Source organism: Klebsiella variicola (assembly GCF_000828055.2).
GTDB lineage: Bacteria > Pseudomonadota > Gammaproteobacteria > Enterobacterales > Enterobacteriaceae > Klebsiella > Klebsiella variicola.
Genome location: NZ_CP010523.2, coordinates 1,384,630 through 1,397,674, shown reverse-complemented (window position 1 = coordinate 1,397,674; position 13,045 = coordinate 1,384,630). Strand labels below are relative to the sequence as shown.

Annotated in this window: 7 protein-coding genes; 3 read left to right on the top strand and 4 right to left on the bottom strand. The window is 60.5% G+C overall.

The genetic code is table 11. The features are described 5' to 3' along the window. Positions 1-191: 191 nt before the first annotated feature. Entirely contained in the window at positions 192-2,471 is a 2,280-nt protein-coding gene (maeB, locus tag SP68_RS06650; RefSeq protein WP_008803844.1) for an NADP-dependent oxaloacetate-decarboxylating malate dehydrogenase, read from the bottom strand. A 294-nt stretch (positions 2,472-2,765) separates the two neighbouring features. Between maeB and tal the strand changes: the two genes are divergently transcribed. Then, positions 2,766-3,722, top strand: coding sequence for a transaldolase (gene tal, locus SP68_RS06645; protein ID WP_008803843.1), 957 nt, complete (start codon positions 2,766-2,768; stop codon positions 3,720-3,722). Positions 3,723-3,738: 16 nt separating this feature from the next. Continuing rightward, positions 3,739-5,733, top strand: a complete 1,995-nt coding sequence (gene tkt, locus SP68_RS06640; RefSeq protein WP_040968773.1) for a transketolase — start codon at positions 3,739-3,741, stop codon at positions 5,731-5,733. Here tkt and SP68_RS06635 read toward each other — a convergent pair. From SP68_RS06635 to aegA, 3 genes are all read right to left on the bottom strand, one after another. Next, positions 5,723-6,769 carry a DUF1176 domain-containing protein gene (locus SP68_RS06635; RefSeq protein WP_008803841.1) on the bottom strand — a complete coding sequence of 349 codons (1,047 nt, stop codon included), beginning with the start codon at positions 6,767-6,769 and terminating at the stop codon, positions 5,723-5,725. The two genes, tkt and SP68_RS06635, sit on opposite strands and share 11 nt — an antisense overlap. A gap of 63 nt (positions 6,770-6,832) precedes the next feature. Then, the gene (nudK, locus tag SP68_RS06630; RefSeq protein ID WP_002913754.1) at positions 6,833-7,429 is read right to left on the bottom strand and encodes a GDP-mannose pyrophosphatase NudK; all 597 of its coding nucleotides are present in this window, start codon (positions 7,427-7,429) and stop codon (positions 6,833-6,835) included. A gap of 58 nt (positions 7,430-7,487) precedes the next feature. Beyond that, entirely contained in the window at positions 7,488-9,470 is a 1,983-nt protein-coding gene (gene aegA, locus SP68_RS06625) for a formate-dependent uric acid utilization protein AegA (RefSeq protein WP_008803840.1), read from the bottom strand. 372 nt (positions 9,471-9,842) lie between these two features. On the opposite strand from aegA, the gene acrD reads away from it, so the two are divergent. Next, complete coding sequence (acrD, locus tag SP68_RS06620; protein WP_022064634.1) at positions 9,843-12,956, top strand: multidrug efflux RND transporter permease AcrD; 3,114 nt, start codon at positions 9,843-9,845, stop codon at positions 12,954-12,956. The last annotated feature ends 89 nt before the right edge of the window (positions 12,957-13,045 follow it).

Here is a 13,045-nt window from a genome sequence, read left to right as displayed (position 1 = left end):
TCATGGTGACGGTATTTCAGCGCGGCAAATAACAAATTTCGGCAAGTGGGGTTAAAAGGTGAAGTGGATCACTCAGGAGAGAAAATAATAATTCGGCGGAATTAAAAAGGCAGGCTCAGCGTTTTTACTCGCCGGCCTGCCTGATATTGTGCGCGAAAAACTCTCCGCGCGTTAATGGGAAAAAAACGAGATTACAGCGGTTCGGTTTGCGCTTCGACAACCGCCAGCGCCACCATATTCACAATGCGGCGTACGGAGGCGATCGGCGTCAGAATATGCACCGGCTTCGCCACCCCCATCAGCACTGGCCCGACGGTCACCCCTTCCGAACTGGAGACACGCAGCAGGTTATAGCTGATCCGGGCGGCTTCCATATTCGGCATCACCAGAATATTGGCCGATCCCTTCAGCGGGCTGTCCGGCATGCGATCGTTGCGGATGCTTTCCACCAGCGCGGCGTCGCCATGCATTTCGCCATCGATCATCAGCTCCGGGGCGCTCGCCTTCACCAGTTCAAGGGTTTTGCGCATCTTGCTGGCTGACGGGCAGTCGGCGGAACCAAAGTTGGAGTGCGACAGCAATGCCACCCGCGGCTCAATACCGAAGCGACGCACGCTTTCCGCCGCCATCAGGGTGATCTCCGCCAGCTCTTCCGGGGAGGGATCGTGATTGACATAGGTGTCGGCGATAAAGGTGTTGCCGCTCGGCAGCAGCAGCGCATTCATCGCCCCGGCGGTGCTGACGCCGTCGCGATAGCCAAACAGCGGCTGCACCACGCGGTAGTGGTCGTGGTACTCGCCGATAGTCCCGCAGATCATCGCATCCGCTTCACCGCGATGAACCATGATGGCGCCAATCACCGTGGTGTTGCTAATCACCGCCCGCTGCGCCTGCTCCTGGGTAATGCCGCGGCGCTTCATCAGCTGGTAGTACTCGCTCCAGTACTCTTTAAACCGCGGGTCGGATTCATTATTGACGATCTCAAAGTCAACGCCGGCCTTGATCTGCAGACCCAGCTTCTGGATGCGCATTTCAATCACGCTAGGGCGCCCCACCAGAATCGGTTTGGCCAGCCCCAGCGACACCAGCTCCTGAGTGGCGTGCAGCACCCGGGTCTCCTCCCCTTCCGCCAACACCACGCGCTTCGGCTCTTTGCGCGCCTGAGAGAAGATAGGCTTCATAAACAGGTTGGTTTTATAGACGAACTCGCTCAGCTTCTCGATATAGGCGTCAAAATCAGCGATGGGGCGCGTTGCCACGCCGGAATCCATTGCCGCCTTCGCCACCGCAGGGGCAATCTTGACGATCAGCCGCGGGTCGAACGGTTTCGGAATGATGTAGTCCGGGCCAAAGCTTAAATCCTGATCGCCATAGGCGGAGGCCACCACTTCGCTCTGCTCGGCATGGGCCAGCTCGGCAATGGCGTGCACCGCCGCCAGCTTCATCTCTTCGTTGATCGCCGTCGCGCCGACGTCCAGCGCGCCGCGGAAGATGAACGGGAAGCAGAGCACGTTGTTGACCTGGTTAGGGTAGTCGGAGCGACCGGTACAGATGATGGCGTCATCGCGGACCTGCTTCGCCAGCGGCGGCAGAATTTCCGGCTCCGGGTTGGCCAGGGCAAGGATCAGCGGCGCGCGCGCCATCTTCTTCACCATCTCCGGAGTCAGCACTTTCGGGCCAGAGCAGCCGAGGAAAATGTCGGCGCCATCGATCACATCATCAAGCGTACGTTTGCCGTCGTCTTCCACTGCGTAGGCGGCTTTGGTTTCCGCCATGTTCGGTTCACGGTCTTTATAGATGACGCCTTTCGAATCGCAGACCACGATGTTGTGCTTTTGCATCCCCAGCGCCACCAGCAGGTTCATGCAGGCGATCGCCGCCGCGCCCGCGCCGGAGACCACCATCCGCACGTCGGACAGATTCTTCTCGACGACGCGCAGACCGTTGAGGATCGCCGCGGTGCTGATGATCGCCGTGCCATGCTGATCGTCATGGAAAACCGGAATATTCATCCGCTCGCGCAGCTGCTGCTCGATGTAGAAACACTCCGGCGCTTTAATATCTTCCAGGTTGATACCGCCGAAGGTCGGCTCGAGGGCGGCGACGACGTTAATGAATTTGTCCGGATCCAGCTCATCGACTTCGATATCAAACACATCGATGCCGGCGAATTTCTTAAACAGGACGCCTTTACCCTCCATCACCGGCTTGCCGGCCAGCGCGCCGATATTCCCCAGCCCCAGCACCGCGGTGCCGTTGGAGACGACCGCCACCAGGTTGCCGCGGGCAGTGTATTTGTAGGCGGCCAGCGGATCTTTTTCGATTTCCAGACAGGGGGCCGCGACGCCCGGCGAGTAGGCCAGCGCCAAATCGCGCTGGGTGGCGAGAGGTTTGGTCGGCGAGACCTGGATTTTTCCGGGAACCGGAAATTCGTGGAAGTCGAGGGCGCTCTGTTTTAACTGCTCATCCATTTTCTATTCCTTTCTTTCACGTATCGTTCGTAGGGGAAAAGCGTGATGACCATCCTGTCGTTCACCTTTCAGTGGCAGACAGTATCCCTCCTGGCGGGGCGATAAACTTTGAACACCGCCAAACTCTGGCCATCGCTATGATCTGGTTGTTATCAATTTATAGCGGTTATGTTACCCGGATTCGCCGCCAATAATAGCCCCGTCTGCTATGCTTTTTGGTTATGTACCTCATCACTATTTATACCGCATACCGGCAAGCACTCATGTAACACCTTGTTCCAGGAGGACTTATCTATGAATCAGCTAGACAGCATCAAGCAGTTCACCACCGTGGTCGCCGACAGCGGCGACATCGAATCCATTCGCCACTATCATCCGGAAGATGCCACCACTAACCCCTCCCTGCTGCTGAAGGCCGCCGGCCTGGCGTCCTATAGCGGACTCATTGACGACGCCATCGCCTGGGCGAAAAAGCAAGGAGGCGGCCGTGAAGCGCAGGTGACTCACGCCTGCGATAAGCTGGCGGTCAATTTTGGCGCGGAGATCCTCAAAAGCATTCCGGGCCGGGTCTCCACCGAGGTGGACGCCCGGCTCTCCTTCAACCGGGAGAAGAGCATCGAGAAGGCGCGCCATCTGGTGGCGCTGTATCAGGAGATGGGCATTGATAAGTCGCGGATCCTGATCAAACTGGCATCCACCTGGGAGGGGATCCGCGCCGCCGAGACGCTGGAAAAAGAAGGCATCCACTGCAACCTGACGCTGCTGTTTTCCTTCGCCCAGGCCCGGGCCTGCGCCGAAGCCGGGGTCTATCTGATCTCCCCTTTCGTCGGGCGTATTTATGACTGGTATCAGGCGCGTAAGCCGCTGGATCCTTACGTGGTGGAGGAAGATCCGGGGGTGAAATCGGTGCGCAATATCTATGACTACTTCAAACAGCATAAATACACCACCATCGTGATGGGCGCCAGCTTCCGCCGCACCGAACAGATCCTCGCCCTGGTCGGCTGCGACCGGCTGACCATCGCCCCGCCCTTGTTAAAAGAGCTGCAGGCCAGCGACGCCCCGGTGGTGCGCAAACTGATCCCTGCCAGCCAGATCCTGCCGCGCCCGGTGCCGCTCAGCGAGGCGGAGTTCCGCTGGGAACATAATCAGGACCCGATGGCGGTCGAAAAGCTGGCGGAGGGGATCCGCCTGTTCGCCGTCGATCAGCGCAAACTGGAAGATCTGCTTGCCGCCAAACTGTCACTTTAGTCTCACGGAGAAAACTATGTCCCGAAGAGAGCTTGCCAACGCCATCCGCGCCCTGAGTATGGACGCGGTGCAGAAAGCCAATTCCGGCCACCCCGGTGCGCCAATGGGGATGGCAGACATTGCCGAAGTGCTGTGGAACGATTTTCTCAAGCACAATCCGCAGAACCCTGGCTGGGTGGACCGCGACCGCTTTATTCTGTCCAACGGCCACGCGTCGATGCTGCTCTACAGCCTGTTGCACCTGACCGGCTACGATCTGCCGCTGTCAGAACTCAAGCAGTTCCGTCAGTTGCACTCAAAAACGCCGGGCCACCCGGAGCATGGCTATACCCCCGGGGTGGAGACCACCACCGGCCCGCTGGGCCAGGGGCTGGCGAACGCCGTCGGCATGGCCATCGCCGAACGCACCCTGGCGGCACAGTTTAACCGCCCCGGTCATGAGATTATCGACCATCACACCTGGGTTTTCATGGGCGATGGCTGCCTGATGGAGGGGATCTCCCATGAGGCCTGTTCGCTGGCCGGTACGCTCGGACTGGGTAAGCTGATCGGTTTTTACGATCACAACGGCATCTCCATCGACGGCAAAACCGAAGGCTGGTTTTCCGATGATACGGCCGAACGCTTCCGCGCCTATCACTGGCATGTGATCGGTGACATTGATGGTCACGATCCGCAGGCCATTAAACAGGCCATTGCGGAAGCGCAGGCGGTGAAAGATAAGCCGTCGCTGATTATCTGTCGGACCATCATCGGCTTCGGTTCGCCCAACAAAGCGGGGTCGGAAGAGTCTCACGGCGCGGCGCTGGGCGAAAAAGAGGTGGCCCTGGCCCGCCAGCAGCTGGGCTGGAAATATCCGCCCTTCGAGATCCCGAAAGAGATCTATCAGGGCTGGGATGCGCGTCCGCGCGGCGAAAAAGCCGAGCACGCCTGGAACGAGAAATTCGCCGCCTACCAGCAGCAGTTTCCGGAGCTGGCCGCTGAGCTGACTCGCCGCATGGATGGCACCCTGCCGGAAGACTTTGCCGCGACCGCCCGCGACTACGTGGCGAAACTGCAGGCCGAGCCGGCGAAAATCGCCAGCCGCAAGGCCTCGCAAAACGCGCTGAACGCCTACGGCCCGCATCTCCCGGAACTGCTGGGCGGTTCGGCGGATCTTGCGCCGAGTAACCTGACCATCTGGTCTGGCTCGACATCGATTAAAGCCGATCCTGCGGGCAACTATATCCACTACGGCGTGCGCGAATTTGGCATGACCGCGGTGGCCAACGGCATCGCCCTGCACGGGGGCTTCATTCCGTATACCTCGACCTTCCTGATGTTTGTGGAATACGCCCGCAACGCCGCGCGCATGGCGGCCCTGATGAAGGCCCGGCAGATCATGGTCTATACCCATGACTCCATCGGTCTCGGGGAAGATGGCCCGACGCACCAGGCGGTGGAACAGCTGGCCAGTCTGCGACTGACGCCCAACTTCAGCACCTGGCGCCCCTGCGACCAGGTGGAGACCGCCGTCGCCTGGCAGGCGGCCATTGCGCGCCAGAACGGACCAACGGCGCTGATCCTGTCGCGGCAAAACCTGGCGCAGATGCCGCGCACCCCGGAACAGGTGCAGGCTATTGCCCGGGGAGGCTACGTGCTGAAAGATGCCGGCGGGAAGCCCGACCTGATCCTCATCGCCACCGGCTCGGAAGTGGAGATCACTGTGCTGGCCGCAGAAAAACTGTTGGCGAACGGGGTGAATGTGCGGGTCGTCTCGCTCCCTTCCACCGATGTGTTTGATGCCCAGGATGAGGCCTGGCGCGAGTCGGTGCTGCCGTCGGACGTCAGCGCCCGGGTGGCGGTCGAGGCCGGGATAGCGGACTACTGGTATAAATATGTCGGCTTAAAAGGCAAGATCGTCGGCATGACCGGCTATGGCGAATCCGCCCCGGCAGAGCAGCTGTTTCCGTTCTTTGGCTTTACGGTCGACCATATCGTCGCCACCGCGGAGCAGGTGCTCAACGGGTGATCCACAGCGTGGGCCAGGCGTCTGGCCCCTGCCAGTTATCACACGTCGGCTGCTGCGCGTAGCGGGAGAGACTGAACCGCTGGCCGTCAAAACGCCAGCGGGTCTGGATCCCGCAATCGCCGGCCTCACGGCCTTTATCCAGGGTCACCAGCTCATGGCGGCGATCATCGTAGCTGGCGTTGATAAGCTCGATCTCCCGCGGTGCCTCGCCCGGTGGCTGAAACGGCAGCGTCAGCCGCACCTGACGGGCGACATAGGGCCGCTGGCGGGAGACCAGCCAGGCCAGCCAGACGGTGTTGTACGCGCCGGATTCGCAGCTGGTCATCAGCAGCACTTTGTCATCCGTCAGCGCAGTAACGCGAATTTCACGGCGGAAGGGATCGAGGGAGCAGTTGCTGTTGGTCATCCGCTCATTACCGTAGTCCATCAGATCGTTGAGCTCCTCACGCCCCAGCGGCGACTGCGCTGTTTCCGCGGTCGCCACTGCGCGCAGCGCCGGGGCCGGCGGTACGCTGAGCGGCGGCTCTTCCCCTTTGCCGACCCAGGCCGTTTCACTGCCTACCCGCTTTTGCCGATCGTCGATAAAAAACAGAGCCGCTTTCAACCCCTGCAGGGAGATGCTCTGCAGGCCATTGGCCAGCGAGAGAGCTTTCCCCTCCTGAACCTGCTGGAGAAATGCATCGATCGTCACGCTGTCGGCGGTTTTAATGAGCTTATCTTCAATGTGCCAGCGCTTGTCGGTCAGGGACACCGGTTTGCCATCCAGCAGCAGGCGCGGCGCTATCGGCGCTAGCGTCGCCACCGGATTACCGGTGCCCCCCAGTTCGATACGCAGGCTGGCGTCAGTCACTGCTCCGGCGCTGCGGCTGAGGGTCATCACCAGCCCATAATGCAGCCCCACGTTACGGGTGACGCAGAAATTTTGGTTGTTACAGGTGACCTGCCAGTCGTTGAAGCGCTGCTGCGTCGGTGCCGACCATGCCTGCGAGCAAGGCAGCACCGCCAGAAAGAGGAAAAAAATGATGCGAAAAAGCATGAACCGCCCGACCCCAGATAAACCCGACCACGGCGCCTATCCTGGACAACGGCAGCCGCTTACTCAATCGGATTTGTCAGAGTTCCCCGACATCAGGCCGGAGGTTTGCAGATACTGCAGCAGGATGACCGCCTTACCGTCGCGGATCTCACCGTCAGCGACCATCTGCAGCGCCTGGCTAAAAGGCAGCTCCAGCACCTCGATGGCTTCATCATCCACCCCGCCGCCGCTGGTGGTTCGCTGCGCGTCGCTGTACTCGGCGATAAAGAAATGCACCACTTCGGTGACGCCCCCTGGCGACATAAACAGCTCAAACAGCTTACGCACCTCGCCCACTTCGTAGCCGGTCTCTTCCACCGCCTCTTTACGAATGCAGGCTTCCGGCTCGTCGTTGTCCAGCAGCCCGGCGCAGGTTTCAATCAGCATGCCGTCATGATTGCCATTGACCCAGGTGGCGACCCGGAACTGCCGCACCAGGACCACCGTCTGCTTATGGCGGTTATACAGCAGTACGGTGGCGCCATTGCCGCGATCGTAGACTTCGCGCTTATGGCGCACGACGCTGCCGTCCGCCCGCGTTAGCTCATAAGTCATGTTGCGTAGTACGAACCAGTTCTCAGAGAGGATTTTATCTTTAATGACGTGAATATTGAGTGACATACCGACCCCACAGCGTAAAAGGACGCCCTCATACTACGCTGCGGGGCCGGGTTTGTCGTCAGTGAAGCGGCGTCGTTTTCAGCGCCAGATAATCCAAAATCCCCTGCGCCGCGTGACGGCCTTCCGCCATCGCCGTCACTACAAGGTCTGCGCCGCGCACGGCATCGCCGCCGGCAAAGATCTTCTCCTGACTGGTCTGGTAACGGTAACGGCTCTCGACGCCGGCTTTGATGCGCCCCTGGCTGTCCAGCGCCACGCCCGCCGCTTCCAGCCAGGGCATGCGGTGCGGGTGGAAGCCAAAGGCCATGATCACCGCATCCGCCGGCATAACAAACTCACTGCCGGGGATCGGCGTCGGGCGGCGTCTTCCTCCCGCGTCCGGGGCGCCCAGCTCGGTGCGCAAAAAGCGTACCCCGTTCACTCGCCCGCTTTCGTCCAGCTCCAGGGTCACCGGCTGGACGTTAAACTCAAAGACCGCCCCCTCTTCGCGGGCGTTTTTGACCTCTTTTTTCGAGCCCGGCATGTTGGCTTCATCCCGCCGATAGGCGCAGGTCACCTGGCGGGCGCCGTGACGCAGCGCGGTGCGCACGCAGTCCATCGCTGTATCGCCGCCGCCCAGCACGACGACGTTCAGCCCGGCAGTGTTGATATAAGGCTCCTGAGCCGATGCCGCCAGCCCCATCACCTGTTTGGTGTTGGCAATGAGGAACGGCAGCGCATCGTAAACGCCGGGGGCCTCTTCGTTCGGCAACCCCGCCTTCATGGAGCGATAGGTTCCGGCGCCGACGAACACCGCGTCATAGTCGGCCAGCAGCGTCGCCATGGGGATATCTTTCCCCACCTCGCAATTGAGCTCAAAGCGGATACCCATCTCGCTGAAAATGGCCCGCCGCCGGGCCAGCAGCGATTTATCCAGCTTGAACGCCGGGATGCCGAAGGTCAGCAGACCGCCAATCTCCGGATGACGGTCAAAAACCACCGGCTGGACGCCGTGACGCACCAGCACATCGGCGCAGGCCAGCCCGGCCGGCCCGGCGCCGATAATCGCCACCCGCTTACCGCTCGGCTTAACCTGCGAGAGGTCCGGACGCCAGCCGCTGGCCAGCGCCTGGTCGGAAATATAGCGCTCAATGTTGCCGATGGTGACTGCGCCGCTTTCATCGCGCAGGGTGCAGGCACCTTCACACAGCCGGTCCTGGGGGCAGACGCGACCGGTGATCTCCGGCAGGCAGTTGGTCTGATGGGAAAGCGCGACCGCGGCGGCGATATCCCCCGCCTTAACCAGCTCGACCCACTGCGGGATATGGTTATGCAGCGGGCAGGTCCATTCGCAAATACTGTGTTCCCCACACGTGAGGCAGCGGGCGGCCTGCTGCTGCGCCTGCGCCGGGGTGAACGGCTGATAGATCTCCTCAAAGTGGCTCTTACGCGCCTCCGCCGCCAGCTTATCCGGCTCCCCGCGCGGCGGCGTCATCGCCATTTGCCTGACCTTCGCGCCAACATTGGGCTGGCTGCAGGTCAGCGTACCGCGCTGCCACGGCTGCACCTCCTGGCATGCCGAGCGCAGTCGCCGCTGCTTCGCCAGCGCGGTCAACGTCTCATCGTCGGCGAGGGTCAGTGCCTGCGCGGGACAGTTTTCCACACAGGCCGGTCCCGCCTCGCGGCCCTGGCACAGATCGCATTTCAGCGCGCTGGCCTTTACCAGGCCCGCAGCCTGCGGCGTCACCACCACCTGCATCACCCCGAACGGGCAGGCCACCATGCAGGATTTACAGCCAATGCATTTCTCCTGACTGACCTGAACGCTGTCGCCGGACTGGGCAATGGCGTCGTTGGGGCAACTGCGGACGCAGGGGGCGTCTTCACAGTGGCGGCAGGTGATAGCGTTACGCTGGCCCGCCGCTTTGATGACGGTGATACGAGGTAAAAAGCGCTGCGGGGTCAGCACGTGTTGCTCCTCGTTATGCGCCATTACGCAGGCCACTTCGCAGGCCTGGCAGCCGATACATTTTCGACTATCGCTCAAAATAAAGTGGTTCATGGCTTCCTTTTGTCTTCTTGGTGAATAACCCCTCAATGCGCATGACTATTTATTACCCGACAAGACGGCGCCGGAACAATGTCCAAATGCCCAGGATAAACTTTTTCTGGAGAGAATCCGTTTTGGATCAATTTTTTTGACTTAAATGAAATGAGGTTTCACACCGGCAAGGGATAATGCGCCTGTCTGAGGCTGCTAAGCAGGCTCACTGCCTGCTGGCAGGAAAGTTCGAGGTTTCTTTACGATACGGCAAAAGCAACATGATAAATTACACTATCTCCTTAATTTCTCCACGATTGCCGGAGGCGCTGGCGCTAAAGTGGCACAGGCTGTGCAATAACAAAAAAATGTGCATATGAGGTCTTTATTCTGATGGCGAATTTCTTTATCGATCGCCCCATTTTTGCGTGGGTGCTGGCAATCCTGTTATGTCTGACGGGCACCCTTGCCATTTTGTCGCTTCCCGTTGAACAGTATCCCGACCTCGCCCCGCCGAACGTGCGGATCACCGCCAACTATCCCGGCGCCTCCGCGCAAACCCTGGAGAATACCGTCACCCAGGTTATCGAACAGAATATGACCGGCCTCGATAACCTGATGTATATGTCATCCCAGAGCAGCGCCACTGGCCAGGCGACGATCACCCTGAGCTTCACCGCCGGTACCGACCCGGACGAAGCCGTGCAGCAGGTTCAGAACCAGCTGCAGTCGGCGATGCGTAAACTGCCGCAGGCAGTGCAAAACCAGGGGGTGACGGTGCGCAAAACCGGCGACACCAATATCCTGACCCTCGCCTTCGTCTCCACCGACGGCAGCATGGATAAACAAGATATTGCCGACTACGTCGCCAGTAACATTCAGGACCCGCTCAGCCGCGTCAACGGCGTGGGGGATATCGACGCCTACGGCTCGCAATACTCAATGCGCATCTGGCTCGACCCGGCGAAGCTCAATAGCTACCAGCTGACCACCAAGGATGTGACCGACGCCATCAGTTCGCAGAACGCCCAGATTGCCGTCGGCCAGCTTGGCGGGACGCCTTCGGTCGATAAGCAGGCGCTAAACGCCACCATCAACTCGCAATCTCTGCTACAAACCCCGGAGCAGTTCCGCAATATCACCCTGCGCGTCAATCAGGATGGTTCAGAGGTGACGCTGGGCGATGTCGCCACCGTCGAGATGGGGGCGGAGAAGTACGACTACCTCAGCCGCTACAACCGGCAGGCCGCTTCGGGCCTGGGAATTAAGCTTGCTTCCGGCGCCAACGAAATGGCCACGGCGGAGCGCGTGATCAATCGCCTCAATGAGCTGTCGCAGTATTTTCCTCACGGTCTGGAATATAAAGTCGCCTACGAGACGACCTCCTTCGTAAAGGCCTCCATCACTGATGTGGTCAAAACGCTGCTGGAGGCGATCCTGCTGGTCTTCCTCGTGATGTATCTGTTCCTGCAGAACTTCCGCGCCACCCTGATCCCGACCATCGCCGTGCCGGTGGTGCTGATGGGCACCTTTGCGGTGCTGTATGCCTGTGGCTACAGCATCAACACCCTGACGATGTTCGCGATGGTGCTGGCGATCGGCCTGCTGGTGGATGACGCCATCGTGGTGGTGGAGAACGTCGAGCGCATCATGAGCGAGGAGGGCCTGTCGCCACGCGAGGCGACCCGCAAATCGATGGGACAAATTCAGGGCGCGCTGGTGGGGATCGCCATGGTGCTGTCGGCGGTGTTTGTGCCAATGGCCTTCTTCGGCGGCACCACCGGGGCCATCTATCGCCAGTTCTCAATCACTATCGTCGCGGCGATGGTCCTCTCGGTGCTGGTGGCCATGATCCTCACCCCGGCCCTTTGCGCCACGCTGCTCAAGCCGGTTAAGCCAGGTGAATCCCATGAAAGAAAAGGCTTCTTCGGCTGGTTCAACCGCACCTTCAACCGCAGCGCCAGCCGCTACGAAACCTTTGTCGGCAAAATTCTTCACCGCTCGCTGCGCTGGATGCTGATCTACGTCGTCCTGCTCGGCGGGATGGTGTTCCTGTTCCTGCATCTGCCCACCTCGTTCCTGCCGCTGGAAGATCGCGGGATGTTCACCACCTCGGTCCAGTTGCCGAGCGGCGCTACTCAGCAGCAGACGCTGAAAGTAGTGCAAAAAGCGGAAGATTACTTCCTCACTAATGAGAAGCAGAACGTCGAATCGGTATTTGCCACCGTCGGTTCCGGCCCCGGCGGCAACGGGCAGAACGTGGCCCGCATGTTTGTGCGTCTCAAAGACTGGGACCAGCGCGACCCGGAAACCGGCTCCTCCTTTGCCATTATTGAACGCGCCACCAAAGCGTTTAATCAGATCAACGAAGCGCGGGTCATCGCCAGCAGCCCGCCGGCCATCAGCGGCCTCGGCAGTTCGGCAGGCTTCGATATGGAGCTTGAGGATCACGCCGGTAAGGGGCACGATGCGCTGATGGCGGCACGCGATACGCTGCTTGAGCTGGCCGGCAAAAACCCACTGTTGACCCGGGTCCGCCATAACGGGCTCGACGACAGTCCGCAGCTGCAGGTCGATATCGATCAGCGTAAAGCGCAGGCGCTGGGCGTCTCCATTGACGACATCAACGATACGCTGCAAACCGCGTGGGGGTCGAGCTACGTCAACGACTTTATGGATCGCGGCCGGGTGAAGAAAGTCTACGTCCAGGCAGCGGCGAAATACCGGATGCTGCCAGACGATATCAATCTCTGGTATGTCCGCAACAGCAGCGGCACGATGGTGCCGTTCTCGGCCTTCGCCACCTCACGCTGGGAGACCGGCTCGCCGCGGCTGGAACGCTACAATGGCTACTCGGCGGTGGAGATCGTTGGTGAGGCGGCGCCGGGTATCAGTACCGGCACCGCGATGGACATGATGGAGAAGCTGGCCGCGCAGTTGCCAACCGGCTTTGGCCTCGAATGGACCGCCATGTCCTACCAGGAACGCCTCTCTGGCGCTCAGGCGCCGGCACTGTACGCGATTTCGCTGCTGGTGGTGTTCCTGTGCCTGGCGGCGCTGTACGAGAGCTGGTCGGTGCCGTTCTCGGTGATGCTGGTGGTCCCGCTCGGGGTGATTGGCGCCCTGCTGGCGACCTGGGTGCGCGGCCTGGAGAATGATGTTTACTTCCAGGTGGGCCTGTTAACGGTGATCGGCCTGTCGGCGAAAAACGCCATTCTGATCGTTGAGTTCGCCAACGAGCTGAACGAGAAAGGCCAGGATCTGCTCAGCGCCACGCTGTCGGCCTGCCGTCAGCGCCTGCGCCCCATCCTGATGACCTCGCTGGCGTTTATCTTCGGCGTGCTGCCGATGGCGACCAGCACCGGGGCCGGTTCCGGCAGCCAGCATGCGGTCGGTACCGGGGTGATGGGCGGGATGATCTCCGCCACCGTGCTGGCCATCTTTTTCGTGCCGCTGTTCTTTGTGCTGGTACGCCGTCGCTTTCCGCTGAAGGAGCGTCCGCAATAAGCCGTCGGGCGTTGGCGGCGAGCCTTAATAACAGAAAAGGCGACCCTTAAGGTCGCCTTCTTTATGTGTTCAGAACCATGACGCGCTTA